This window comes from Inquilinus sp. OTU3971 (assembly GCF_038440215.1).
Genome location: NZ_JASATH010000033.1, coordinates 1 through 23,705, shown reverse-complemented (window position 1 = coordinate 23,705; position 23,705 = coordinate 1). Strand labels below are relative to the sequence as shown.

The window sequence follows — 23,705 nt, the reverse complement described above, 5'->3', positions numbered from 1 at the left end:
AGAGCCAATTGTGAATCAGCGTGGAATAACTGAAGGAATGATTGAACGAATCTGCTGGTGAGCAGCCCCCAGACCAGAATGAGTGAGCGGAAGCGGCCGAGATCGCCAGCCCCGGTTTTGGTATGGTTCAATGCACGACCGGAATGAATGACCTCCGTGGTCCGCGCCGCGGCGATGCCGCCGGCTTGCGCAATCGCCCATGGAATAGCCTCCGGCTTCCTCACCTAGGTGGGCATTGAAGCGCTCGCCGGCTGCGTGTGGGACATGGGTCCGGCGGCGGCGATTCCGGCGGATTTGTTTGTGCACAAATTCGCCCCGATCTGACCGCATGGGGGGCATGCGATTCTGCGTGACAGCCCCGCTATTCCTCGCTAAGGTCCGCCTCGCCTGAACAAAAAGAATGACAAGGGCAGGCTCGAGTTTAGGGAGGAAACTGTCGGGAGTGCCGGCAGGATTAAAATCCGCTGGACACAATTAAAAAGACAGGTTTTCGACCGGCAGGCGCTTCGGCCCTGCCGTTTTTTTGTGCATGCTTACATATGCTGCAGAGGGCAGAGACGACGACGTCATGCTCCTCGCCGCCAGGGCGGATCGAGCTTCAGGATCGTGGCGTAGACCGGGCAGCCGGGATGGTGCGTGCCGGCCAGGTAGCCCAGGCTCATCAGGAACTCGCCGACGATCTCGCCACCGGTGAAGCGGAAGGTCTTCTTGAACAGCTTCACCCACTCCGCCTTGGCCAGCGGGTGGTGAGCGTCGAGCCAGGCGGCAAAGCAGCCGTGGCTCTCCCGGATCGCCTGCAGCCTCTTGGCGTTGTCGATCGCGGCGTCGACCTTCAGCCGGTTGCGGATCACCCCGGGATCGGCCAGCAGCCGGGCGCGGTCGGCGTCGCCGAACGCCGCGACCTTGTCGATGTCGAAGCCGGCATAGGCGCGACGGAAGGTCTCGCGCTTCTTCAGCATCAGGTCCCATGACAGCCCGGCCTGATTGATCTCGAGGATCAGCCGCTCGAACAGCACCGCATCGTCGCGGGCCGGGAAGCCATATTCGGTATCGTGATAGGCCTTGTGCAGCGGGTCGCGCTTGGCGAAGGCACAGTAGGTCTTCGCCGGCACCGGATCCTTCACTGCTGCGCTCTCGTCCATGATTCCGCCCAGTCCCGGAAGGAGAACACGTTCTCGGTGATGAGGATGTCGATCACCACCCATAGCACGATGGTGATGGCGGTGGTGATCAGCACCTTGCGCCACATCCGCGGATTGGCCGGCGCCCCGACCTGGTGGCCCGGCTGCGCATCGTCGACCTCGGGCCGCACGCCCCAGGGCAGGACCATGAAGATCACGGTCCACCAGATGATGACGAAGACGACGATGCCGCTGACCAGGCCCATGCGGTCCCTCCCGGAGTGTCTGCCCTCTTACCCGCCCGTGGTGCCGGGCGACATGGGGCTTTTCGTCCTGGCCTCAGACCTGCTCGATCTCGGTCAGGGTGCCGGCCAGGTCGGCCGGGTGCAGGAACAGCACCGGCTTGCCATGAGCGCCGATCTTCGGCTCGCCGTCGCCGAGCACGCGCAGCCCGGCGGCGACCAGACGGTCCCGCGCGGCCCGGATGTCCTCGACCTCGTAGCAGAGGTGATGGATGCCGCCCTTCGGGTTGCGCTCCAGGAACTTGGCGATCGGCGAGCCCTCGCCCAGCGGGTGCAGCAACTCGATCTTGGTGTTGGGCAAGGTGACGAAGACGGTGGTCACGCCGTGCTCCGGCAGATCGACCGGCGCCGACACCTCCGCCCCCAGCGTCCCACCATAGAGCGCCACCGCGGCCGGAAGGTCCGGCACGGCGATGGCGACATGGTTGAGCCGGCCGATCATGATCAGAGCCGGACCAGATGCACTTCGGTGACCGGTTTCTTGCCGTGCCAGCTGCGGATCGTGCGCCGCACCGTCACCCGCGCCGCCTCGGTGATCGCGGTGTCGTCGTTGCGCTGGGCCCGCGGCAGGGACCCGATCGCCGAACGCACCTCGTCCGCCACCTCGGCCTCGCTGTCGGCCTGGTCCTCGGCGTCCTCGATGCCGAGCAGCGCCACCCGCGGGTCGGCGGCCAGACGGCCGTCGCGGTCGAGCACCAGGGTCACCACCGCGGCGCCGTTGTGGATGATGCGCTGGCGGTCGCGGATCGCCTCGCCGCCGATCGGCACCAGATGGTGCCCGTCCAGCGCCAGCTTCCCGTGCTCGACATTGTCGACGATCTCCAGCGGCCCGGGCGCCAGGCGGATCAGGGCGCCGTTGCGGGGGATCAGCGTCTGCTTCACCTGCCCGGCCTCGGCCAGCGCCGCATGGGCGCGCATGTGCCGCTCCTCGCCATGCACCGGCACCACCGCCTGCGGCTTCAGCCACTGGTAGAGGGTGGTCAGCTCGTCCCGCGCCGGGTGGCCGGAGCAGTGCACATTGGCGTCGTCCGGCGTGATCAGGGTGACGCCTTGCCCGACCAGCGCATTCTGCACCCGGCCGATCGCCTTCTCGTTGCCCGGGATCTCGCGGGCCGAGAATACCACCGTGTCGCCGGCCTCGAGCGTGATGTGCGGATGGCTGTCGCCGGCGATGCGGGACAGGGCCGACCGCGCCTCGCCCTGGCTGCCGGTGCAGATCAGCACGATCTTGTCGCGCGGGATGTAGCCGGCCTGGTCCTCGCGCACGAAGGGCTCCGGCAGGTCGGTCATGTAGCCGGTGGCCTGCGCCGCCTCCATGATCTTCCACAGCGACCGGCCGACCAGGGCACATTGCCGCCCGGCCTGCTGTGCCGCCAGCGCCACGCTGTGGATGCGCGCGACATTGGAGGAGAAGCAAGTGACGACGACGCGGTTCCGCTGGGCCTTGATCACCTCGGCCAGCCCGATGCGCACCTCCTCCTCCGAGCCGGAACGGCCGGGGTTGAGGGCGTTGGTGCTGTCGCCCATCACCGCGAGCACGCCCTCGTCGCCGAGCCGGCGCAGCTTGGCTTCGTCGGTCACGGCGCCGATCTGCGGCGCCGGGTCCAGCTTCCAGTCACCGGTGTGGATGACATTGCCGTGCCTGGTGCGGATCACCAGGGCGTTCGGCTCCGGCACCGAATGGGTCATGGTGATGAAGCCGACGCCGAACGGGCCGATCTCGACATCGCCTCCCAGCGGCACTTCGATGATCGGTACCTGGTCGGCGAAATCGGTCTCGCGCAGCTTGATCCGCAGCACCGCGGCGGTGAAGGGCGTGGCGTAGATCGGGCAGCGCAGGTCGGGCCACAGATGGGTGATGGCGCCGACATGGTCCTCATGCGCATGGGTGATCACGAGCGCCAGCAGCTTGTCGCGCCGCTGCTCGATGAACACCGGGTCGGGCACGATCAGGTCGACGCCCGGCACCGATTCGTCGGCGAAGGTGACCCCGCAATCGACCATCAGCCAGTGGCCCGCATGACCGTAGAGATAGAGGTTCATCCCGATCTCCCCGGCGCCACCGAGCGGCAGGAAGTACAGGGCGTCGTCGGGGCCGTTGGCGCCGGCCGCGGGAGATGCATTCATGTGGTGGTGTTTCGCTCGTAGATGAGGCGCAGTCCGCGCAGGGTCAGTTCGCTGTCGATGTGGTCGATCATATGGGTCGCCTGGGCGAAAACGCTACCGAGGCCGCCGGTGGTGATCACCGTCACCGGCGGCGTGCCGGTCGGCGACAGCTCGGCCTTGATGCGGGTGATCAGCCCTTCGATCATGCTCAGATAGCCCCAGAACATGCCGGATTGCATGGCGCTGATGGTGCCGTAGCCGATCACCTGCTCCGGCCGCACGATCTCGACCTTGGGCAGCTGGGCCGCCACCTTGTGCAACGCGTCGAGCGCCAATTGGGGTCCCGGGGCGATGATGCCGCCGACGAAGTCGCCATCGGCGTTGACCACGTCGAAGGTGGTGCCGGTGCCGATATCGACCACGATCAGCGGCTTGGGATAGGCGGCGCCGGCGGAGACGGCGTTGACCAGGCGGTCGGCGCCGGCCTCGCGCGGGTTGCGCAGCAGGTTCTTGATGCCGAGCTGGACCTCGGGGTCGCCCACCCGCATCGGGTCGGTGCCGAAATGGTCGCGGCACAGCTTGGCCAGGTTGAAGGTGGCGGCCGGCACCACGCTGGACAGGATCGAGCGGGTGACGTCGACCGGGCGCAGCCCGCGCATCGCCATCAGCGAGACCAGCCAGACCGCGTATTCGTCGGAGGTGCGGCGGCTGTCGGTGGCGATGCGCCACTGGCCCTTCTGCTGCGCCCCGTCGAACACCGCGAAGACGATGTTGGTATTGCCTGCATCGATGGCGAGAAGCATCTCAGCCCCTCCCGAAGAAGACGTCGCCCGCGGTGATGCTGTGCCGGCCGGTGTCGGTGCGCAAGATCAGAGCGCCGCTGGGGTCGATCTGCTCGAACACGCCCTCCAGCGTCTCGGTCTCGAGCCGCACCTTGATGCGGGCACCGAGGCCGACGGCACGGCCCAGCCAGGCCGCCCGGGTGGCGTCGAAGCCCCCTGCCCGCCATTCCGCCAGGCGCCGGTCCAGCGCCGCCGCCAGCCGCTCCAGCAGCGCCTCGACCGTCGCGTCCTTGGCGCCGGCGGCGTGCAGGCTGGTGGCGTTGTAATCGGCGAGCTGGGGGTGGTGGGCGACGTTCACCCCGATCCCGGCGACGATCCAGTCGACCGTCCTGTCCGGCGCAACCGCGGCTTCCAGCAGGATGCCGCACATCTTGTCGCCGGCGATCTGCACATCGTTCGGCCATTTCAGCTTCGGCTCGAGCCCGAAGCCGGCCACCGCGTCGGCCACGGCGATGCCGACCACGAAGGTCAGCTCCCCGGCCCGGCTGAACGGCACCTGCGGCCGCAGGATCGCCGAGCAGTAGAGGTTGCCTTCCGGCGCGGACCAGGCGCGGCCGCGCCGGCCCCGGGCCGCGTCCTGCCGCCGGGCCGAGACGATGGTGCCATGCGGGGCGCCCGCCGCGGCGAGCACCCGTGCCTCGTCATTGGTGCTGCCGACGCTGTCCCTTGCGTCGAGCCGCCAGCCTGCCGGCAGCGTGACCTGTGTGGGACTGTCGGGCATCAGCCCCCGAACAGGCTGGCCGCGGCCGCCTGGGCTGCCCCGGTCAGCGGCGCCGGCAGCAGCCAGAACACGACGATGAACAGGGTCGAGACGGCCAGGATCGCCGGGATGGCCGCGCCTTCCGCCTTGTCGAAGGCGACCTTCGGCTCGTCGAAATACATCACCCGGATGATCTTCAGGTAGTAGACCGCCGACACCACACTGGCCAGCACGCCGATCACCGCGAGCACGATGAAACCCTGCTCGATCACCGCCTTGAACACGTAGAGTTTGGCGAAGAAGCCGGCCAGCGGCGGGATGCCGGCCATCGAGAACATCATGACCACCAGGGCGAAGGCCAGGCCGGGGCTGGACTTGCCGAGGCCGGCGAGGTCCTGGATCCCCTCGACCTGCTTGCCATTGATCCGCATCGACAGGATCACGGCGAAGGCGCCCAGGCTCATCGGCACGTAGATCGCCATATAGACGATCACGCCGGTGATGCCCTGCTGGGTGCCGGCAGCGAGGCCGAGCAGGGCGAAGCCGACATGGCCGATCGAGGAATAGGCCATCAGCCGCTTGATGTTGGTCTGCGCGATCGCGGCGAAGGCGCCGAGGATCATCGACAGCGCCGAGGCGACGACGATGATCTGCTGCCACTGGCTGGTGAGATGGCCGAACGGCTCGACCAGCACGCGGACGAACAGCGCCATGGCCGCCACCTTCGGCGCCACCGCGAAGAAGGCGGTGACCGGCGTCGGCGCGCCTTCGTAGACGTCCGGCGTCCACATGTGGAACGGCACGGCCGAGACCTTGAAGGCCAAAGCGGCGCAGATGAAGACCAGGCCGATGATCACACCCATCGCGCTGCCGCCGAGCACGCCACCGGCCGCGGCCTGGCCGGACAGGGCCTGGGCCAGCGCCTCGAAGCTGGTGGTGCCGAGGAAGCCGTAGACCAGCGAGATGCCGTACAGCAGCAGGCCGGAGGACAGGGCGCCGAGCACGAAGTACTTGAGCCCGGCCTCGCTCGACCGCTCCGAATCCCGGTTGAAGGCGGCGACGACATAGAGCGACAGGCTCTGCAGTTCGAGGCCGAGATACAGCGAGATCAGGTTGTTGGCGCTGATCATCAGCAGCATGCCGACGGTGGCCAGCACGAACAGCACCGGAAACTCGAAGCGCGACATGCCCTCATGCTCGAGGTAGTCGAGCGACAGGATCAGGGCGAGCGCCGAGCCGAGCAAGACCAGGATCTTCATGAAGACGGCGAAGCCGTCGGCCACGAACATGCCGTTGAAGGTCACCGTCCGGCCGCCCGACCCCATCACCAGCAGGGCGCCGGCGATGATGAAGGACATCACCGCCAGCGAGGCGACGATCCGGGTCGACTTCTCGCCCAGGAAGACACCGATCAGCAGCAGCGCCATGCCGGCGCAGGCCAGGAAGATCTCCGGCAGGGCCGGCATCAGATCGGGAAAAGACACCATGGCGATCGGATCCCCGGCTCAGCGGACGGCCAACGCGACCGCGTCGGCGCGGCCGAGATCGGCGTGGTATTGGGTGATGAGGTGGTCGACCGAGACCGACATCACGTTCAGGAAGCTGGACGGGTAGATGCCCATCCACAGCACCACCAGGGCCAGCGGCACGAAGAGCACGATCTCGCGCGGGCTGAGATCGGTCATCTTCCGCACATCCTCGCGCGTGATCTCGCCGAAGATGACCTTGCGGTACAAGAGCAGCATGTAGGTGGCGCCGAGCACCAGGCCGGTCGCGGTCAGGGTCGCGACCCAGGTGTTCACCTGGAACAGGCCGGTCAGGATCAGGAGCTCGCCGACGAAGCCCGAGGTGGCCGGCAGGCCGACCGAGCCGAGCAGCATGATCATGAAGAACACGGCGTATTTCGGCATGTTGTTGGCCAGGCCGCCGTAGCGCGCGATCTCGCGGGTGTGCAGCCGGTCATAGACCACGCCGACGCAGAGGAACAGCGCCGACGAGACCACGCCGTGGCTGAGCATCTGGAAGATCGAGCCTTCGACGCCCTGCTGGGTCAGCGAGAACATGCCGGCGGTGACGAAGCCCATATGCGCGATCGAGGAGTAGGCGATCATCTTCTTCATGTCCTCCTGCGCCAGGGCGACGAGGGAGGTGTAGATGACCGCGACGATCGACAGGCCGTAGATTAGCGGCGTCAAGAGCGCCGTCGCCTCCGGCAGCATCGGGATCGAGAAGCGCAGGAAGCCGTAGCCGCCCATCTTCAGCAGCACGCCGGCCAGGATCACCGAGCCCGCCGTGGGCGCCTCCACATGCGCGTCCGGCAGCCAGGTGTGGACCGGCCACATCGGCACCTTGACGGCGAAGGAGGCGAACATGGCCAGCCATAGCCAGACCTGCATGTCGTAGCCGAAATCGGTCGCCAGCAGGGTCGGGATGTCGGTGGTGCCGGCCTGGACGTACATGGCCAGAAGGGCCACCAACATCAGCACCGAGCCGAGCAGGGTGAACAGGAACAGCTTGAAGGCGGCATAGATGCGGCGCTCGCCCGACCCCCAGATGCCGATGATCACGAACATCGGGATCAGCACGCCTTCGAAGAAGACGTAGAACAGCACGTAGTCGAGCGCGCAGAACATGCCGATCATCATGGTCTCGAGGATCAGGAACGAGACCATGTACTCCTTCACCCGGCTGTGGATGCTCTCCCAGCTGGCGAGGATGCAGATCGGCATCAGGAAGGCCGACAGGACGACGAACAGCACCGAGATGCCGTCCACGCCCATGTGGTAGGCGATGTCGAGGTCCGGGAACCAGGCCACCTTCTCTTCCATCTGGAAGCCGACCACCGAGGGGTCGAAGCCGAGCCAGATGGCGACCGAGAGGGCGAAGGTGACGAGCGTGGTCCACAGCGCCACCCAGCGGGAGGTGGCGGCCACGGCAGCGTCGCTGCCGCGGGCCAGCAGCAGGATCAAGGCTGCTCCGACCAGCGGCAGGAAGGTGGCGAGCGAGAGGATCGGCCAGTTACCCATGAGTCACTCTCACATCCGGCCGCCGAAGACATACCAGGAGACCAGCGCGACCACGCCGATCACCATGACGAAGGCATAGTGGTAGACATATCCGCTCTCGAGCCGGCTGGCCCGGCGGGCGATGCCGATCGAGGTGGCCGCGACGCCGTCCGGCCCAAGCCGGTCGATGATAGCCCCGTCACCACCCTTCCACAGGGCCCGGCCCAGGACGAAGGCCGGCTTGACGAAGAGGGCGTCGTAGATCTCGTCGAAGTACCACTTGCGGAAGAACAGCTGGTGGACCGGCTTGAACGCCCGCACCACCGCGTCCGGCAGCCCCGGCGCCTGGATGTAGAACACCCAGGAGGCGGCGAGCCCGATCAGTCCGGCGACCAGCGGCAGCAGCTTGACCCAGAGGGCGACGTGGTGCGCCTCCTCGATGCTGTCCTGGCCGTGCAGCACCAGGATCGCCTCGCGCCAGAAGTGCTCGCGCCCTTCGCCGACGAAGACGTCGTAGCCGATCAAGCCGGCCAGCACCGCGCCGGTGCCGAGGATCAAGAGCGGCACCAGCATCACCGGCGGGGATTCATGGACATGGTCCATGGTGTGGTGGTCGGCGCGCGGCTTGCCGTGGAAGGTCAGGAACAGGAGGCGGCCGCTGTAGAAGGCGGTCATCACCGCCGCCAGGATGCCGAGCCAGTAGGCGAAGGCGCCGACATTGGTGTGGGCCGCCCAGGACGCCTCGAGGATCATGTCCTTCGAGTAGAAGCCGGCGAAGCCGAACACGCCGGGGATGCCGATGCCGGCCAGCGCCAGGCTGCCGATCCACATCAGGGCGTAGGTCCAGGGGATCAGCTTCCAGATGCCGCCCATCTTGCGCATGTCCTGCTCGCCGCCCATGGCATGGATCACCGAGCCGGCGCCGAGGAACAGCAGCGCCTTGAAGAAGGCGTGGGTCAGCAGGTGGAAGATCGCCGCCTGGTAGGCCGAGACGCCAATGGCGAAAAACATGTAGCCGAGCTGGCTCATGGTCGAATAGGCGATGACCCGCTTGATGTCGAACTGGGTCAGGCCGATCGTCGCGGCGACGAAGGCGGTCAGCGCGCCGATGACGCAGACCACGGCCAGCGCATCCGGGGCGTATTCGAACAGCGGCGACATCCGCGCCAGCATGAACACGCCGGCGGTGACCATGGTGGCGGCGTGGATCAGGGCCGAGACCGGGGTCGGGCCCTCCATCGCGTCCGGCAGCCAGGTGTGCAGGCCGAGCTGGGCCGACTTGCCCATGGCGCCGACGAACAGCAGCAGGCAGGCGGTGGTCAGGGCCGGCAGGTCCATGCCGAGGAAGTCGATCCGTGCATCCACCAGGTTCGGCGCGGCGGCGAAGATCTCCTCGTACCGCACCGTGCCGAAGATCTTGTAGACGGCGAAGATGCCCAGCGCGAAGCCGAAGTCGCCGACGCGGTTGACCAGGAACGCCTTCACCGCGGCAGCGCGGGCGCTCTCCTTCTCGTGCCAGAAGCCGATCAGAAGGTAGGAGGCCAGGCCGACGCCTTCCCAGCCGAAGAACAGCTGCACCAGGTTGTCCGCCGTCACCAGCATCAGCATGGCGAAGGTGAACAGGCTGAGATAGGAGAAGAAGCGCGGCTTCGAGTGGTCGTGCGACATGTAGCCGATCGAGTAGACGTGCACCATCGCGGAGACGGTGTTGACCACGATCAGCATGACGACGGTCAGCGTGTCGAACTTCAGCGCCCAGTCGGCGACGAAGGTGCCGCTGCTGATCCACAGCAGCAGCGAATGGGTGCGGACGTTGCCTTCGATGGCGACGTCGAAGAACAGCCACCAGGAGATGACGCAGGCGACGCAGACGGCGAGCGTCGTCACGGCCATCGAGGCGCGGTCGCCGATGAGGCGGCCGAACAGTCCTGCGATCAGGAAGCCGGCCAGCGGCAGGAAGATTGCTGCGATGTCCATCGGGGGCGCCTCAGCCCTTCATCATGTTGATGTCCTCAACCGCGATCGAGCCGCGGTTGCGGAAGTAGACGACGAGGATCGCGAGGCCGATCGCGGCCTCGGCGGCGGCGACGGTCAGCACGAACAGCGCGAACACCTGCCCGACCAGGTCGCCGAGGGCGACCGAAAAGGCGACGAGGTTGATGTTGACGGCGAGCAGCATCAGCTCGATCGACATCAGGATGACGATGACGTTCTTGCGGTTCAGGAACACGCCGAAGATGCCGAGCGTGAACAGGATCGCCGCGAGGACGAGGTAGTGCCCGAGTCCGATCGTCATGGCGTCAGGCCCCTTCCCCGGTGCCGATCTTCTTGATCACCATCACCTCCTCGCGGCGGCGCGCGAGCTGCTGCGAAATCACCTGGCGGCGGACGCCGGCGCGGTGGCGCAGGGTCAGCACGATCGCCCCGATCATCGCGACCAGAAGGACGAGGCCCGCGGCCTGGAACGGATAGGCGTACTGGGTGTAGATCAGCTGGCCGAGCGCCGCCGTGTTGGTCGGGCCCGACTGCGCCGCCGGGGCCAGGATCGACGGGCCGCCGACCGAGCCGTACAGCAGGAACAGCTCGACCAGCAGCACCACGCCGATCAGCGCGCCGATCGGCAGGTAGCGCAGGAAGCCGGCCCTGAGCTCGGCGAAGTTGATGTCCAGCATCATCACGACGAACAGGAACAAGACCGCGACCGCGCCGACATAGACGACGACCAGGATCATCGCCAGGAACTCCGCCCCGATCAGCACGAACAGCGCCGCCGCGTTGAAGAAGGCGAGGATCAGGAACAGCACCGAATGCACGGAGTTGCGGGCCGAGATCACCATCACGGCGGCAGCCACGGTGATCGCGGCGAACAGATAGAAGGCCAAGGCCTGGATGATCATCTCACGGTGCTCCCTGTCGTCCCCTTGCGGACGCTCGAGGTCACGGTTGCTCTACCCCTCTCGGCGCCGCTCCCCTGCGGGAGCCGGGCCGAATCCCCGGCGAGGCGGGTCTTACCGGTACGGCGCGTCGGCCGCAATGTTCGCGGCCAGCTGCGCCTCCCAGCGGTCCCCGTTCTGCAGCAGCTTTTCCTTGTTGTAGAAAAGCTCCTCGCGCGTCTCGGTCGCGAACTCGAAGTTCGGCCCCTCGACGATCGCATCCACCGGGCAGGCCTCCTGGCACAGGCCGCAATAGATGCACTTGGTCATGTCGATGTCGTAGCGCGTCGTGCGGCGGCTGCCGTCGGCGCGCGGCTCGGCCTCGATGGTGATGGCCTGGGCCGGGCAGATCGCCTCGCACAGCTTGCAGGCGATGCACCGCTCCTCGCCGCTCGGATAGCGGCGCAGCGCGTGCTCGCCGCGGAAGCGCGGGCTGAGCGGACCCTTCTCGAACGGATAGTTCAGCGTCGCCTTCTGCTTGAACATGTAGCTGAAGGTCAGTGCCAGCCCGCCCAGGATTTCCTTGAGCAGCAGGCTGCGGGCGGTGCGGTCGATGAATGCCATGGTCTCGGCCTCTCAGTTCGGCAGCCAGCCGAAGGCGGTGAGCACGCCGGCGGTGATCACCACCCAGGCCAGCGAGAACGGCAGGAACACCTTCCAGCCCAGCCGCATCAGCTGGTCATAGCGGAAGCGCGGCAGCGTCGCCCGGACCCAGATGAACACGAACAGGCAGAACAGGATCTTCCCCACGAACCAGATCACGCCGGGGATCCAGGTGAAGGGCGCGATACCGAAGGGCGGCAGCCACCCGCCGAGGAACAGGATGGTGGTCATCCCGCTCATCAGGATCATGTTGGCGTATTCGCCGAGGAAGAACAGCGCGTAGGTCATGGACGAGTACTCGACCATGAAGCCGCCGGTGATCTCGGATTCGCCCTCGGGCAGGTCGAACGGCGCCCGGTTGGTCTCGGCCAGCGCCGAGATGAAGAAGATCACGAACATCGGGAACAGCGGGATCGCGAACCAGATGGTCTGCTGCGCCTTGACGATATCGGAGATGTTGAGCGAGCCGACGCAGAGCAGCACGGTGATCATGACGAAGCCGATCGAGACTTCGTAGGACACCATCTGCGCCGCGGAGCGCAGGCCGCCGAGGAAGGCGTATTTCGAGTTCGAAGACCAGCCGGCAATGATGATGCCGTAGACGCCGAGCGACGAGATCGCGAACAGGTACAGCACGCCGACATTGATGTCGGCCAGCACCCAGCCATCGTCGAACGGGATCACCGCCCAGGCCACCAGGCTGAGGAAGAAGGTGATCATCGGCGCCAGGATGAACAGCATCCGGTTGGCGCCGGAGGGGATGATCGTCTCCTTGCTGAGCAGCTTGAGGCCGTCGGCGATCGGCTGCAGCAGGCCGAAGGGGCCGACCACCATCGGGCCCTGGCGCAGCTGCATCGCCGCCATCACCTTGCGCTCGGCGTAGGTCAGGTAGGCCACCGCGATGATCAGCGGCAGGATGATCGCGATGATCTGAAGGACGACGAGAACCGTCGGCCAGGCGTATCCGCTCCAGAAGTCCATCGCCGCGTTACTCCGCCGCCGCTTTGTGCTGGCCCAGGATCTCGTCGATGCACTGCGCCATCGTCTCCGAGGCGCGGGTGATCGGGTCCGTCATGTAGAAGTTCTCGACCGCCGAGACGAAGGGTGCCGTGCCCATCGCGCCCTCGGCGCCGAAGGCCCCCCACTCGCCCGCCGCCTGCACGTCCGGCGTCCCGAAGACCGGGTTGACCGCGACCAGGCGCTGGCGCACCTCGCGCAGGCTGTCATAGGGCAGCTTGCGGCCCAGGACGTCGCTGGCGGCGCGCAGGATCTTCCAGTCCTCGCGCGCCTCGCCCGGCGGGAACACCGCCATGCGGGCCTGCTGCACGCGGCCTTCGGTGTTGACGTAGGTGGCGTTCTTCTCGGTGTAGGCGGCGCCCGGCAGGATCACGTCGGCGCGGTGGGCGCCGCGGTCGCCGTGATGGCCCTGATAGACCACGAAGGCGTTGCCCAGCCGGCCGGTGTCGATCTCGTCGGCCGCGAGCAGCCAGACGAAGTCGATCTCGCCCTTGCCGGCGCCGTCGAGGATGCCGGCGACGTCGCGGCCGCCCGGGCCCGGCAGGAAGCCGAGGTCGAGCCCGCCGACCCGCGCCGCCGCGCTGTGCAGCACGTTGAAGCCGTTCCAGCCGTCGCGGACCAGGCCGTAGGTCTCGGCGATCCGGCGGCAGGCGGCCAGCACCTGGGCGCCGTCCTCGCGGGTCAGGGCCCCCTGCCCCACGATCAAGAGCGGCGCCTTGGCGTTGCGCAGCACCTCGGCGAAGCCGTCGGTGCCGTCGGCGATCGCCGCCAGCGTCTCCGGCCCGGCGCCGAGATGGCGGGTGCGGTAGGTCAGGTCGACGGCCGGGCCGACCACGCCGACGGTCAGGCCGTTCTTCAGCCAGCGCTTGCGGATGCGGGCGTTGACGATCGCCGCCTCGGAGCGCGGGTTGGTGCCGACCAGCAGGATGACGTCGGCCTGTTCGATCCCGGCGATACCGCTGTTGAACAGATAGGCGCCGCGCGGCCCGGCCGGCAGCTTGGCCCCGTCCTGGCGGCAGTCGAGGTTCGGCGAGCCGAAGGCGGTCATCAGGTCCTTCAGCGCGACCATAGCCTCGGCATCGACGGTGTCGCCGGCGATCGCCGCCATGCGCTGGCCGTCCAGCCCCTTGGCCTTGTCGGCGATGGCCTGGAAGGCCTCGGCCCAACTGGCCGGCTGCAGCTTGCCGTCACGCCGGACATAGGGCCGGTCGATGCGGCGCCGCTTCAGCCCGTCGATGGCGTAGCGGGTCTTGTCGCTGATCCACTCCTCGTTGACGTCCTCGTTCAGCCGCGGCAGCACGCGCATCACCTCGCCGCCGCGGGCGTCGATGCGGATGTTCGAGCCGATGGCGTCGAGCACGTCGACCGTCTCGGTCTTGCGCAGCTCCCACGGCCGGGCGCTGAAGGCGTAGGGCTTGGAGGTCAGCGCCCCGACCGGGCAGACATCGACCAGGTTGCCCGACAGCTCGGACGCGATCGCCTGCTCGACATAGGTGGTGATCTCCATGTGCTCGCCGCGGTTCACGCCGCCGAGCACCGGCACGCCGGCGATCTCGTCGATGAAGCGGATGCAGCGGGTGCACTGGATGCACCGGGTCATGAAGGTCTCGATCAGCGGCCCGAGATACTTGTCGGTGACCGCCCGCTTGCCTTCGGTGTAGCGGCCGCGGTCGAAGCCATAGGCCACGGCCTGGTCCTGCAGGTCGCACTCGCCGCCCTGGTCGCAGATCGGGCAGTCGAGCGGATGGTTGATCAGCAGGAACTCCATGATGCCGCGGCGCGCGTCGCGCACGACATCGGTGTTCGTCCGGATCACCATGCCGTCGCCGGCCGGCATCGCGCAGGATGCGATCGGCTTCGGCGCCTTCTCCATCTCGACCAGGCACATGCGGCAGTTCGCCGGCACCGAGAGCTTGTCGTGGAAGCAGAAGCGCGGCACCTCGATGCCGAGGCGCTCGCAGGCCTGCAGCACCGACGTGCCCGGCTCGACCTCGATCTCGACCCCGTCAATCGTCAGCTTGGGCATCGGTGCCTTCCTATTCCGCAGCTTCGCGGCGATGGGCGCGGTCGCGATAGTCGCGGATCCGCTCCTCCATCTCGTCGCGGAAATGCCGGATCAGCGCCTGGACCGGCCAGGCGGCCGCATCGCCCAGGGCGCAGATGCTGCGGCCGTCGATCTGCTTGGTCACCTGGAGCAGCATGTCGATCTCGTCCGACCGCGCATTGCCGGTGACCATGCGCTGCATCACCCGGTACATCCAGCCGGTGCCTTCGCGGCACGGGGTGCACTGGCCGCAGCTCTCATGCATGTAGAAGCGCGACAGGCGGGCGACCGCGTAGATCACGTCGGTCGACTTGTCCATGACGATCAGCCCGGCGGTGCCGAGCGCCGACTTGACCTCGCGCAGTGCGTCGAAGTCCATCAGGACGGTGTCGCAGATGTCCTTCGGCAGGATCGGAGCGGAAGAGCCGCCGGGGATCACCGCCTTCAGGTTGTCCCAGCCGCCGCGGATGCCGCCGGCATGGCGGTCGATCAGCTCCCGCATCGGGATGCCGAGCTCTTCCTCGACGTTGCAGGGCTGGTTCACATGGCCGGAAATGCAGAACAGCTTGGTGCCCTGGTTCTTCGGCCGGCCGATGCCGGCGAACCAGGCGCCGCCGCGGCGCAGGATCTCGCCGACGACGGCGATGGTCTCGACGTTGTTCACCGTGGTCGGGCAGCCATAGAGGCCGGCGCCGGCCGGGAACGGCGGCTTGTTGCGCGGCTGGCCCTTCTTGCCCTCCAGGCTCTCCAGCAGCGCCGTCTCCTCGCCGCAGATATAGGCGCCGGCGCCGCGATGCAGGTACAGGTCGAAGTCCCAGCCGGTGCCGGCCGCGTTCTTGCCGAGCAGGCCGGCGTCATAGGCCTGGTCGATCGCGACCTGCATGTTCGAGGCTTCGCCGTAGAACTCGCCCCGGATGTAGATGTAGCAGGCGTGCGCCCCCATGGCGAAGGAGGCCAGTAGCGCGCCCTCGATCAGCCGGTGCGGGTCGAAGCGCAGGATCTCGCGGTCCTTGCAGGTGCCCGGCTCGGACTCGTCGGCGTTGATGACCAGGTAGCTCGGGCGGCCGTCCTTGCTCTCCTTCGGCATGAAGGACCACTTCATGCCGGTCGGGAAGCCTGCGCCGCCGCGGCCGCGCAGGCCGGAGGTCTTGACCTCCTCGATGATCCTGTCGCGGCCGAGATCGACCAGCGCCTTGGTGTCGCTCCAGATGCCGCGGCGGCGGGCGCCGTCCAGGCCCCAGTCGTCCCAGCCGTAGAGATTGGTGAAGATGCGGTCTTCGTCGCGCAGCATCACTTCTCTCCCTGATCCGGGGCGGTGGCCGAGGACGGCACCGCCGGGCGATGGCCGGGCTTCATGTTGAGCAGCGTGGTGGCGCCGGACAGGGCCTCGGAGTTGGTGCGGCCGTTCTGCGGCCCCGGCGTGGTCTGCTGGCCGGCCTTCAGCGCCTCGATCAGCGCGACCGTCTTGTCGTAGTCCAGATCCTCGTAGAAGTCGTCGTTGATCTGGACCATCGGGGCGTTGACGCAGGCGCCCAGGCATTCGACCTCGAGCACCGAGAACTGGCCGTCCTCGCTGGTCTCGTGGTTGCCGCAGCCGGCCTTGTCCTGCAGCGCCCGCATCACCTCGCCCGAGCCGCGCAGCCAGCACGGGGTGGTGGTGCAGACCTGGAAGAAGTGGCGGCCGACCGGCGCCTTGTTGAACATGGTGTAGAAGCTGGCGACCTCGTACACCCGGATCCGCGGCATCTCCAGCAGGTCGGCGACGTAGTCCATCGCCACCCGCGGGATCCAGTTGTGGTGCTGGCGCTGGGCGATGTCGAGCAGCGGGATCACCGCGCTCTGCTGCTTGCCCTCGGGGTATTTGGCGATGATCTTCTTCGCCCGCTCGAGATTCTCGGGCGTGAAGGCGAATTCCTTCGGCTGGTCCGCCTCCGGCGCAATCCCTGCGGCCGTCATCGGTCGATCTCCCCGAACACGATGTCCTGGCTGCCGATGATCGCGACGGCATCGGCCAGCATGTGCCCCCGGCTCATGAAGTCGAGCCCCTGCAGATGGGCGAAGCCCGGGGCGCGGATGCGGCAGCGATACGGCCGGTTGGTGCCGTCCGCGACCAGATAGACGCCAAACTCGCCCTTCGGCGCCTCGACCGCGGCATAGGTCTCGCCGGCCGGGACGTGGTAGCCCTCGGTGTAGAGCTTGAAGTGATGGATCAACGCTTCCATCGAGCGCTTCATGTCGGCCCGCGGCGGCGGCGACACCTTGCGGTCGGTGGTCTTCACCGGGCCGTCCTTCGGCATCCGCTCCAGGCACTGCCGAATGATGCGGTTGGACTGGCGCATCTCCTCGATCCGCAGCAGATAGCGGGCATAGCAGTCGCCGGTCAGGCCGACCGGGATGTCGAAATCGAGCTTGTCGTAGACCTCGTAGGGCTGCGACTTGCGCAGGTCCCAGGACACGTTCGAGGCCCGCAGCATGACGCCGGTGAAGCCCCAGGCCTTGGCCTGCTCCGCCGTCACCACGCCGATATCGACCAGGCGCTGCTTGAAGATCCGGTTCTCGGTCAGCAGGCTTTCGAGGTCGTCGACGAATTTCGGGAAGCGCTCGGTGTAAGCCCAGATGTCGTCGGCCAAGCCGGCCGGCATGTCCTGGGCGACGCCGCCGGGACGGAAATAGTTGGCGTGCAGCCGCGCGCCCGACACCCGCTCATAGAACTCCATCAGGAGCTCGCGCTCCTCGAAGCCCCACAGCGACGGGGTCACCGCGCCGACGTCGAGCGCATAGGTGGTGATGTTGAGCAGATGGTTGAGGATGCGGCTGATCTCGGAGAACAGCACGCGGATGTACTGGCCGCGCTCCGGCACGGTGACGCCGAGCAGCCGCTCCACCGCCAGGGCGAAGGCGTGCTCCTGGTTCATCGGCGCGACGTAGTCCAGGCGGTCGAAATACGGCGTCGCCTGCATGTAGGTCTTGTACTCGATCAGCTTCTCGGTGCCGCGATGCAGCAGCCCGATATGCGGATCGGCCCGCTCCACCACCTCGCCGTCCAGCTCCAGCACCAGGCGCAGCACGCCGTGCGCCGCCGGGTGCTGCGGCCCGAAGTTCATGGTGTAGGGCTTGATCTGGGTCTCGACCATGATGCTTACGCCTTCGGCTCGTTCAGCGCCGCCTTCTCGTCGCCCGGTAGCACCGGGCCGTCGCGCGTCATGCCCTCCCACGGGCTGAGGAAGTCGAAGGTGCGGAAATCCTGGGTCAGCTTCACCGGCTCATAGACCACTCGCTTCTGCTCGCTGTCGTAGCGGACCTCGACATAGCCGGTCAGCGGGAAGTCCTTGCGCAGCGGATGCCCCTCGAAGCCGTAATCGGTCAGGATGCGGCGCAAATCCGGATTGTCGGCGAAGAAGATGCCGTACAGGTCCCAGGCCTCGCGCTCGAACCAGGTCGCGGCCGGGAAGGTGCCGGCGGCGGAGGGCACCGGCGTGTCCTCGTCGGTCGTCAGCTTGATCCGGATCCGGCGGTTATGCCGGAAGCTGAGCAGATGGTAGACGACCTCCAGCCGCTCCGGCCGGGTCGGGTAGTCGGCGCCGCAGATGTCGGTCAGCTGCTCGAACAGGGTATCGGGCGCGTCGCGCAGATGGGTCAGCACCCGGACGATCGACTCGCGCCGGACGGTCAGGGTCAGCTCGGCCGTCGGCGACACCGCATGGCCGAGCACGTCCTCGCCCAGCGCCGCCGCGAGGGCCGTGCCGAGATCGGTCAGTTCCTGGATCGATGCCATTCTTGCTTCCCGATCCCTCAGCGGACGATCCGGTTGCCGCGCCGGATCTTCTTCTGCAGCTGCATGATGCCGTAGACCAGGGCCTCGGCCGTCGGCGGGCAGCCCGGGACATAGATGTCGACCGGGACGATGCGGTCGCAGCCGCGCACCACCGAATAGGAATAGTGGTAGTAGCCGCCGCCATTGGCGCAGGAGCCCATCGAGATGACCCAGCGCGGCTCCGGCATCTGGTCGTAGACCTTGCGCAGGGCCGGGGCCATCTTGTTGGTCAGGGTGCCGGCGACGATCATGACGTCGGACTGGCGCGGGCTGGGCCGCGGGATGACCCCGAGTCGGTCGAGGTCGTAGCGCGGCATGTAGGCGTGGATCATCTCCACCGCGCAGCAGGCCAGGCCGAAGGTCATCGGCCACAGCGACCCGGTGCGCGCCCAGTCGATCAGCGAGTCGAACTGGGTCAGCAGGAAGCCCTTGTCCTGGATCTCGGCGTTGGCGGCGCGGATCACCGCGTCCTGCCCGGCGCCCGGCGGGATCGGCGTGCCGACGCCCACGGGGCTGCCCGGCTGCGTCGCGCTCACTCCCATTCCAGCGCTCCCTTCTTCCACTCGTAGATGAAGCCGACGGTCAGGACGCCGAGGAACACCATCATCGACCAGAAGCCGAACATCCCGATGTCCTTGAGCGCCACGGCCCAGGGGAACAGGAAGGCCACTTCCAGGTCGAAGATGATGAACAGGATCGAGACCAGGTAGAACCGGACGTCGAACTTGGAGCGCGCATCGGCGAAGGCGTCGAAGCCGCACTCATAGGCCGAGAGCTTCTCGCTGTCCGGATTCTGCTTCCCGACGACGAGGGATGCGCCGACCGCGGCGCCGGCGATCACGATGGCGATCGCCAGGAAGACGAGGATCGGAAAGTACTCCGACACAAGAGAGGTCGTCATCGCTCACCCGTCACACGTGGAGCCTGCGCGATCTTGATCGGCAGGCGCTCCACCCCAAATCTCGTTCTTCGTCGTGAAGGCCGTCCGTCTGGCCGCCCTTCCGGCGCGGCCTTTATAGGCCGGCATGTCGGACGAGAGAAGCGAATTTCCGCCACATTTTGTAAATGCGAATGCTTCTCAACCGCATGATTTTGCTGGGATCTTCGGGCTCTCGGACCGGGCGGGCGCCGTGGGTCCCGACCGGATATCGCGCCGATGTCCGCGGGCGGCGCAACTCGCATAGACTGCCCGGGTCAGCCCGGACCGATGCCGCAATGCCGTCCCGGGATCGAGGAGAAGCGCGCCATGGGTTTCTACCGCAGCGTCGTCCTGCCGAGACTCTGCCATCTGGCGATGCGCAATCGCGGCCTCCTGCCCTATCGCGAGCGGGTGGTCGGTGCGGCTGAAGGGCGCGTCCTGGAGATCGGCGTCGGGTCGGGGCTGAACCTGCCGTTCTATCGAGAGTCCGTGCGCGAGGTGCTGGGCCTGGAGCCAGCCCCGCAGCTCATCGCCATGGCACGGGAGACGGCACGCGGGACGCGGACGCCGGCCGCCTTCATCGGCGGCTCGGCGGAGGCGATCCCGCTGGACGACCGCAGCGTCGACACCATCGTCACGACCTGGACCCTGTGCACGATCCTGGACGCCTCCCGGGCGCTCGGCGAAATGCGCCGCGTGCTTCGGCCGGCCGGGCGGCTGCTCTTCGTCGAGCATGGGCTGGCACCGGACGCGGGTGTTCGCCGGTGGCAGGATTGGCTGACGCCCGCCTGGCGGCGCATCAGCGGCGGCTGTCATCTCAACCGGCCGATCCAGGCCATGATCGAGTCGAGCGGGTTCCGCGTCGATCGCATCGAAACCGGCTACATGCCGGGGCCGAAGCCGATGTCCTTCATGTACGAGGGCAGCGCCCGGCCGGACTGACACCGGACGGGGGGCCGAGGCGGTCGATCGGTGTTCAGACAGAGCGTCCGCCGAGCCATCGGTCAAGCGAAAGCCGTCCTGGCCCCCATCGCATCACGGCGAGCGCCATCGCCGCCCAGGTCAGATGGATCGGCCAGCCATCCGGCACGGTCAGCTGGATGACGAGCGTCATCACCAGCAGCCCGAGCGCAGCCAGCCGTGTCGCGAGCCCGAGGATGAGCAGGCTCGGCAGCAGGATCTCTGCCGAGCCGACGGCGAAGGCCACGACGCCGGGGGCCGGGAAGGGATAGGGGCCGCCCGGGAGATGGAGCTGGAATTCCGAGCTGAACAGCAGCACGGCGACATCGTTCAGCTGCAGGAAACCGTCCCATTTGTTGATGCCGGACCGCCAGAACGGGACGGCGAGGCCGCAGCGCAGGACGAACTGCGTCAGGGACGGCTGCGCAATCGCCTGGACGACGGCGTTCACCCGTGCGGTGACGCCGCCGACTCCCCGCCGCCTGTCACCGGCGGCGACTGGCCGTTCGACACTCATCGTCTTCAAGCCCCTGCTGGATGGCGGTGAAGGCTCCCGCCTCGAGCATTGCGGCGATGGCGGCGGAAAGATCGAACTCGGGGCTGTCCGAGAACGCAGCGTCGGCAGCCGAGCCGAGAGGCTCGCCCGCGATCAGGCGGGCCAGGAAGTCCGCACCGCCGGGCGGGAGGTGCCGGACGGCGACCTCCAGGCCAGGCCTGGTCACCAGCGCATCCTCCGGCTCAACCGCCTCGATGCGGCCAACTGGGCCGTCGTTCCGGTTGGCCACGAAGATGGTGACGGCCGGGAAGCGCGAGCGCACGATCCGGATCGCCGGGTGCGGCGTAAAGACAGTGTCGGCCAGACGTTCCGTCGGGACGGCCGCCAGGGCCTGCGACGGCAACGGGTTCGCATCGGCCGCATGATAGGCGTCGAGCCAGGCCCGCTCGATCCGCGCCACATCCGCCAGCCACGGCATCGGCCGCGCATAGTCGTAGCGTTCGATGAAGTCGGGAAAGTCGCGGCCGTAGTCGAGCAGCAGCGGCGAGGTCGGCGGGCAGGCGCGCAGGTGGAAGCGCGCCATGGCGCGGAAGAACTCCGCGCCGGTGATGTGCATCGTCGCCGGAAACACCGCGGCCAGCGCGTCGATGAGGCTGACCGTGACGTTGTTCCGATAGACATCGTAGCGCCTGCCAGCGGACTTGCCGTTCGGCCCGGTGACCATAGCGGGTGTGGCGTGACCGGGATCGAGCAGACCGGCGGCGAAGGCGGCCGGATAGGAGAGCCTGTCGCCGCCATCCGGAGTCCGATGGTCAGCGGGCATCATGGACCTCGCCCCGGATGGAGCCGCAGGCATGGCGGTCGAGGATCGCCTGAGCGGCCTCGGCCTCGGCCTTCAGCGCCGGCCAGTCGGGGATCTCGCTGTCCCGTTCGATCAGCGTCGGGGTGCGGCCGACGCGGTCGATCACGGTCTCGAAGAGGGTCCAGACCGGGTCGGCGACCGGGCGATCATGGCTATCGATCAAGAGCGGGTCGCCTTCATCGTCCAGCTGCTCGGTGTGCCCGGCCAGATGGATCTCGCCGACATGGTCCAGCGGAAAATCCGCGAGATAGGCCGACGCCGAGGTGCCGTGGTTGATGGCCGAGACGAAGACGTTGTTGACGTCGAGCAGCAGGCCGCATCCGGTGCGCCGGACCATCCCCCGAATGAATTCCGTCTCGCTCATGGTCGAGTCCCGGAACAGGAGGTAGGTTGACGGATTCTCGATCAGGATCGGGCGGTCGATCGCCTCCTGGACCTGGTCGACGTGATCGGCGACGCGCACGAGCGTCGCCGGCGTATAGGGCAAGGGCAACAGATCGTTGAAATAGGTGCCGCCGTGGGTCGACCAGGCGAGATGCTCGGACACCAGCGCCGGCTCGTAACGGTCGACAAGCGCCCTGAAGCGCGCGAGATGCGCGGTGTCCAGGGGCTGCGGACCGCCGATCGACATGCACACGCCATGGAGCGAGACGGGGTGGTCGCGGCGGATGCGGGTCAGCGCGTCGTGCGGCGGGCCGCCGGCCCCCATGTAGTTCTCGGCATGGACCTCGAAGAAGCCCGCCCATTCCTTGTCGGCCAGGATCGCGGGCAGATGCTCATGCTCGAGGCTGGTGCCTGCCATGCCCGCGACGGAATGGGCCGGAAAGCGGAGGCCGTGCGACGTCCCGGGGTCCGGGCGTGTTGCCGGGCGGCTCATCGTGATCTCCGCTTTCCGACGTTTGGCTTTGCTTACGAAGGAAGGTCGCGGGTCAGCGCTTGAGGCGAGCCGTGGCGGCCGTCGGGCAGCTCCATCGTGGTGCAGGTCCCGCCATCAACGAATTTCCAGGCGTTGCCCTGGTAGTCGACGGTCGAGGTCCCCTGGCAGGTCGTGCCCGGGCCGGCCGCGCAGTCATTCTGCCCCTTGAGCGCGACCCCGAAGCACTTCTCCTTGCCCGCATCCATCGCCGCCTTGACCTGCTCCTGTGTCAGCGGCGCCGCGGCCGCCATCGATGCGAGCGCGGTCGCGACGGCACCGGCTAGGACGGCCGCGCTGATCTTCGCCATTGTGGACATGACGTCTCTCCCCTGGAGGGTTCGCCGGCCGTTTCCCGGCCGTCTCACTCTGACTACGATGGGGAGAGGCGAGATGTTACATCCGAGCTGCCGAGCAGTCCTCGCCTTGGTCTTTCGCCGGACGCCCTGCATCGGTCCCGTGCGGGGCGCGATCCTGGCGACAGGATGAGACCGGCGAGGCGGAAATACCGATTGAAGTCGGGGAGGAAGTGGCGCGAGTGACGGGACTTGAACCCGCGGCCTCCGGCGTGACAGGCCGGCGCTCTAACCAACTGAGCTACACCCGCGCAGGGTGCCGGCAACGATCACGGGGCCTTCGGCGGACCGCCGAAACCCGGAGCGAGACCGGAAAACAGGACGTGGCGCGAGTGACGGGACTTGAACCCGCGGCCTCCGGCGTGACAGGCCGGCGCTCTAACCAACTGAGCTACACCCGCGCATCTGGCCGCTCATCGCGGCGAGGCGCTTGAGATACCCACTCCACCGGGGGCTGTCAACTCGAATTGCCGAGGGCGGAGCGGTATTTTCGCGGCGGTCCGAACCCTGGGGAGTGACCTGGGATTCGTAGGCCGCGACGCCGCCGGAGCGGCCGGGAGCTGGTGGGCGATGACGGGCTCGAACCGCCGACACTCGGTGTGTAAAACCGATGCTCTACCAACTGAGCTAATCGCCCGGGCGAGCCCGCGGGGATGAACCCGCAGGGCCCAGACATGAAGCGGGGGGGCGGGGGGGGGGGGCGGCCCGCCCG

General features: G+C 67.5%; 25 protein-coding genes and 3 tRNA genes. 1 reads left to right on the top strand and 27 read right to left on the bottom strand.

Features of this window, described 5'->3' with window-relative positions; genetic code table 11:
• Positions 1–566: 566 nt before the first annotated feature.
• The 20 genes from AAHM41_RS11165 to AAHM41_RS11070 form a co-directional block, all read right to left on the bottom strand.
• Positions 567–1,142: a DNA-3-methyladenine glycosylase I gene (locus tag AAHM41_RS11165; RefSeq protein WP_342236606.1), complete on the bottom strand. Its 576-nt coding sequence runs from the start codon at positions 1,140–1,142 to the stop codon at positions 567–569.
• On the bottom strand, positions 1,121–1,387 hold the full coding sequence (locus AAHM41_RS11160; RefSeq protein ID WP_138890698.1) for a DUF1467 family protein: 267 nt from the start codon (positions 1,385–1,387) through the stop codon (positions 1,121–1,123). Before AAHM41_RS11160 ends, AAHM41_RS11165 begins: the two co-directional genes overlap by 22 nt.
• A 73-nt stretch (positions 1,388–1,460) precedes the next feature.
• Positions 1,461–1,865: a methylmalonyl-CoA epimerase gene (mce, locus tag AAHM41_RS11155; protein ID WP_342236605.1), complete on the bottom strand. Its 405-nt coding sequence runs from the start codon at positions 1,863–1,865 to the stop codon at positions 1,461–1,463.
• A gap of 2 nt (positions 1,866–1,867) precedes the next feature.
• Entirely contained in the window at positions 1,868–3,550 is a 1,683-nt protein-coding gene (locus AAHM41_RS11150; protein ID WP_342236604.1) for a ribonuclease J, read from the bottom strand.
• A complete protein-coding gene (locus AAHM41_RS11145; RefSeq protein WP_342236603.1) occupies positions 3,547–4,332 on the bottom strand; it encodes a type III pantothenate kinase in 786 nt (261 codons plus the stop codon). The genes AAHM41_RS11150 and AAHM41_RS11145 overlap by 4 nt, the downstream gene beginning before the upstream one ends.
• 1 nt (position 4,333) lies before the next feature.
• On the bottom strand, positions 4,334–5,092 hold the full coding sequence (locus AAHM41_RS11140; protein ID WP_342236602.1) for a biotin--[acetyl-CoA-carboxylase] ligase: 759 nt from the start codon (positions 5,090–5,092) through the stop codon (positions 4,334–4,336).
• Complete coding sequence (gene nuoN / locus AAHM41_RS11135) at positions 5,092–6,555, bottom strand: NADH-quinone oxidoreductase subunit NuoN (protein WP_342236638.1); 1,464 nt, start codon at positions 6,553–6,555, stop codon at positions 5,092–5,094. The genes AAHM41_RS11140 and nuoN overlap by 1 nt, the downstream gene beginning before the upstream one ends.
• A gap of 21 nt (positions 6,556–6,576) precedes the next feature.
• Positions 6,577–8,097 carry an NADH-quinone oxidoreductase subunit M gene (locus tag AAHM41_RS11130; RefSeq protein WP_342236601.1) on the bottom strand — a complete coding sequence of 507 codons (1,521 nt, stop codon included), beginning with the start codon at positions 8,095–8,097 and terminating at the stop codon, positions 6,577–6,579.
• A 9-nt stretch (positions 8,098–8,106) separates the two neighbouring features.
• Positions 8,107–10,053 (bottom strand): NADH-quinone oxidoreductase subunit L, encoded by a 1,947-nt coding sequence (gene nuoL / locus AAHM41_RS11125; RefSeq protein WP_342236600.1) that lies wholly within the window; start codon positions 10,051–10,053, stop codon positions 8,107–8,109.
• 10 nt (positions 10,054–10,063) lie between these two features.
• A complete protein-coding gene (nuoK, locus tag AAHM41_RS11120) occupies positions 10,064–10,372 on the bottom strand; it encodes an NADH-quinone oxidoreductase subunit NuoK (RefSeq protein ID WP_309796378.1) in 309 nt (102 codons plus the stop codon).
• Positions 10,373–10,376: 4 nt separating this feature from the next.
• Positions 10,377–10,973, bottom strand: coding sequence for an NADH-quinone oxidoreductase subunit J (locus AAHM41_RS11115; RefSeq protein ID WP_342236599.1), 597 nt, complete (start codon positions 10,971–10,973; stop codon positions 10,377–10,379).
• Between the two features lie 111 nt (positions 10,974–11,084).
• Positions 11,085–11,573, bottom strand: a complete 489-nt coding sequence (gene nuoI, locus AAHM41_RS11110; RefSeq protein WP_342236598.1) for an NADH-quinone oxidoreductase subunit NuoI — start codon at positions 11,571–11,573, stop codon at positions 11,085–11,087.
• Positions 11,574–11,585: 12 nt separating this feature from the next.
• A complete protein-coding gene (gene nuoH, locus AAHM41_RS11105) occupies positions 11,586–12,593 on the bottom strand; it encodes an NADH-quinone oxidoreductase subunit NuoH (RefSeq protein WP_342236597.1) in 1,008 nt (335 codons plus the stop codon).
• Positions 12,594–12,600: 7 nt separating this feature from the next.
• The gene (gene nuoG, locus AAHM41_RS11100) at positions 12,601–14,655 is read right to left on the bottom strand and encodes an NADH-quinone oxidoreductase subunit NuoG (RefSeq protein WP_342236596.1); all 2,055 of its coding nucleotides are present in this window, start codon (positions 14,653–14,655) and stop codon (positions 12,601–12,603) included.
• Between the two features lie 10 nt (positions 14,656–14,665).
• The gene (gene nuoF / locus AAHM41_RS11095) at positions 14,666–15,964 is read right to left on the bottom strand and encodes an NADH-quinone oxidoreductase subunit NuoF (RefSeq protein WP_342236595.1); all 1,299 of its coding nucleotides are present in this window, start codon (positions 15,962–15,964) and stop codon (positions 14,666–14,668) included.
• Positions 15,964–16,629, bottom strand: coding sequence for an NADH-quinone oxidoreductase subunit NuoE (gene nuoE, locus AAHM41_RS11090; RefSeq protein ID WP_342236594.1), 666 nt, complete (start codon positions 16,627–16,629; stop codon positions 15,964–15,966). Before nuoE ends, nuoF begins: the two co-directional genes overlap by 1 nt.
• Positions 16,626–17,807, bottom strand: a complete 1,182-nt coding sequence (locus AAHM41_RS11085) for an NADH-quinone oxidoreductase subunit D (protein ID WP_342236593.1) — start codon at positions 17,805–17,807, stop codon at positions 16,626–16,628. The genes nuoE and AAHM41_RS11085 overlap by 4 nt, the downstream gene beginning before the upstream one ends.
• Positions 17,808–17,812: 5 nt before the next feature.
• Complete coding sequence (locus tag AAHM41_RS11080; RefSeq protein WP_342236592.1) at positions 17,813–18,448, bottom strand: NADH-quinone oxidoreductase subunit C; 636 nt, start codon at positions 18,446–18,448, stop codon at positions 17,813–17,815.
• Positions 18,449–18,465: 17 nt separating this feature from the next.
• On the bottom strand, positions 18,466–19,029 hold the full coding sequence (locus AAHM41_RS11075; protein ID WP_342236591.1) for a NuoB/complex I 20 kDa subunit family protein: 564 nt from the start codon (positions 19,027–19,029) through the stop codon (positions 18,466–18,468).
• Positions 19,020–19,388 carry an NADH-quinone oxidoreductase subunit A gene (locus AAHM41_RS11070; protein ID WP_034832298.1) on the bottom strand — a complete coding sequence of 123 codons (369 nt, stop codon included), beginning with the start codon at positions 19,386–19,388 and terminating at the stop codon, positions 19,020–19,022. Before AAHM41_RS11070 ends, AAHM41_RS11075 begins: the two co-directional genes overlap by 10 nt.
• A gap of 345 nt (positions 19,389–19,733) precedes the next feature.
• On the opposite strand from AAHM41_RS11070, the gene AAHM41_RS11065 reads away from it, so the two are divergent.
• Positions 19,734–20,348, top strand: a complete 615-nt coding sequence (locus AAHM41_RS11065; RefSeq protein WP_342236590.1) for a class I SAM-dependent methyltransferase — start codon at positions 19,734–19,736, stop codon at positions 20,346–20,348.
• Between the two features lie 34 nt (positions 20,349–20,382).
• Here the strand turns inward: AAHM41_RS11065 and AAHM41_RS11060 are convergent, their stop codons facing one another.
• The 7 genes from AAHM41_RS11060 to AAHM41_RS11030 all read right to left on the bottom strand — a co-directional run bounded on the left by AAHM41_RS11060 (position 20,383) and on the right by AAHM41_RS11030 (position 23,630).
• A complete protein-coding gene (locus AAHM41_RS11060) occupies positions 20,383–20,883 on the bottom strand; it encodes a DoxX family protein (protein ID WP_342236589.1) in 501 nt (166 codons plus the stop codon).
• Positions 20,852–21,685, bottom strand: coding sequence for an HvfC/BufC N-terminal domain-containing protein (locus tag AAHM41_RS11055; protein WP_342236637.1), 834 nt, complete (start codon positions 21,683–21,685; stop codon positions 20,852–20,854). The genes AAHM41_RS11060 and AAHM41_RS11055 overlap by 32 nt, the downstream gene beginning before the upstream one ends.
• Positions 21,675–22,601 carry an MNIO family bufferin maturase gene (gene bufB, locus AAHM41_RS11050; protein ID WP_342236588.1) on the bottom strand — a complete coding sequence of 309 codons (927 nt, stop codon included), beginning with the start codon at positions 22,599–22,601 and terminating at the stop codon, positions 21,675–21,677. Before bufB ends, AAHM41_RS11055 begins: the two co-directional genes overlap by 11 nt.
• Before the next feature lie 32 nt (positions 22,602–22,633).
• Entirely contained in the window at positions 22,634–22,957 is a 324-nt protein-coding gene (locus tag AAHM41_RS11045) for a BufA1 family periplasmic bufferin-type metallophore (protein ID WP_342236587.1), read from the bottom strand.
• A 210-nt stretch (positions 22,958–23,167) separates the two neighbouring features.
• Positions 23,168–23,244, bottom strand: a tRNA-Asp gene (locus AAHM41_RS11040).
• Positions 23,245–23,317: 73 nt separating this feature from the next.
• A tRNA-Asp gene (locus tag AAHM41_RS11035) sits at positions 23,318–23,394 on the bottom strand.
• 160 nt (positions 23,395–23,554) lie between these two features.
• A tRNA-Val gene (locus AAHM41_RS11030) sits at positions 23,555–23,630 on the bottom strand.
• Between the last annotated feature and the right edge of the window lie 75 nt (positions 23,631–23,705).

Bases quoted from the DNA above. Each gene is read 5' to 3' on its own strand.
- AAHM41_RS11165 (WP_342236606.1), bottom strand. From the start codon at position 1,142: ATGGACGAGAGCGCAGCAGTGAAGGATCCGGTGCCGGCGAAGACCTAC.
- AAHM41_RS11160 (WP_138890698.1), bottom strand. From the start codon at position 1,387: ATGGGCCTGGTCAGCGGCATCGTCGTCTTCGTCATCATCTGGTGGACC.
- mce (WP_342236605.1), bottom strand. From the start codon at position 1,865: ATGATCGGCCGGCTCAACCATGTCGCCATCGCCGTGCCGGACCTTCCG.
- AAHM41_RS11150 (WP_342236604.1), bottom strand. From the start codon at position 3,550: ATGAATGCATCTCCCGCGGCCGGCGCCAACGGCCCCGACGACGCCCTG.
- AAHM41_RS11145 (WP_342236603.1), bottom strand. From the start codon at position 4,332: ATGCTTCTCGCCATCGATGCAGGCAATACCAACATCGTCTTCGCGGTG.
- AAHM41_RS11140 (WP_342236602.1), bottom strand. From the start codon at position 5,092: ATGCCCGACAGTCCCACACAGGTCACGCTGCCGGCAGGCTGGCGGCTC.
- AAHM41_RS11130 (WP_342236601.1), bottom strand. From the start codon at position 8,097: ATGGGTAACTGGCCGATCCTCTCGCTCGCCACCTTCCTGCCGCTGGTC.
- nuoL (WP_342236600.1), bottom strand. From the start codon at position 10,053: ATGGACATCGCAGCAATCTTCCTGCCGCTGGCCGGCTTCCTGATCGCA.
- nuoK (WP_309796378.1), bottom strand. From the start codon at position 10,372: ATGACGATCGGACTCGGGCACTACCTCGTCCTCGCGGCGATCCTGTTC.
- AAHM41_RS11115 (WP_342236599.1), bottom strand. From the start codon at position 10,973: ATGATCATCCAGGCCTTGGCCTTCTATCTGTTCGCCGCGATCACCGTG.
- nuoI (WP_342236598.1), bottom strand. From the start codon at position 11,573: ATGGCATTCATCGACCGCACCGCCCGCAGCCTGCTGCTCAAGGAAATC.
- nuoH (WP_342236597.1), bottom strand. From the start codon at position 12,593: ATGGACTTCTGGAGCGGATACGCCTGGCCGACGGTTCTCGTCGTCCTT.
- nuoG (WP_342236596.1), bottom strand. From the start codon at position 14,655: ATGCCCAAGCTGACGATTGACGGGGTCGAGATCGAGGTCGAGCCGGGC.
- nuoF (WP_342236595.1), bottom strand. From the start codon at position 15,964: ATGCTGCGCGACGAAGACCGCATCTTCACCAATCTCTACGGCTGGGAC.
- nuoE (WP_342236594.1), bottom strand. From the start codon at position 16,629: ATGACGGCCGCAGGGATTGCGCCGGAGGCGGACCAGCCGAAGGAATTC.
- AAHM41_RS11085 (WP_342236593.1), bottom strand. From the start codon at position 17,807: ATGGTCGAGACCCAGATCAAGCCCTACACCATGAACTTCGGGCCGCAG.
- AAHM41_RS11080 (WP_342236592.1), bottom strand. From the start codon at position 18,448: ATGGCATCGATCCAGGAACTGACCGATCTCGGCACGGCCCTCGCGGCG.
- AAHM41_RS11075 (WP_342236591.1), bottom strand. From the start codon at position 19,029: ATGGGAGTGAGCGCGACGCAGCCGGGCAGCCCCGTGGGCGTCGGCACG.
- AAHM41_RS11070 (WP_034832298.1), bottom strand. From the start codon at position 19,388: ATGACGACCTCTCTTGTGTCGGAGTACTTTCCGATCCTCGTCTTCCTG.
- AAHM41_RS11065 (WP_342236590.1), top strand. From the start codon at position 19,734: ATGGGTTTCTACCGCAGCGTCGTCCTGCCGAGACTCTGCCATCTGGCG.
- AAHM41_RS11060 (WP_342236589.1), bottom strand. From the start codon at position 20,883: ATGAGTGTCGAACGGCCAGTCGCCGCCGGTGACAGGCGGCGGGGAGTC.
- AAHM41_RS11055 (WP_342236637.1), bottom strand. From the start codon at position 21,685: ATGCCCGCTGACCATCGGACTCCGGATGGCGGCGACAGGCTCTCCTAT.
- bufB (WP_342236588.1), bottom strand. From the start codon at position 22,601: ATGAGCCGCCCGGCAACACGCCCGGACCCCGGGACGTCGCACGGCCTC.
- AAHM41_RS11045 (WP_342236587.1), bottom strand. From the start codon at position 22,957: ATGTCCACAATGGCGAAGATCAGCGCGGCCGTCCTAGCCGGTGCCGTC.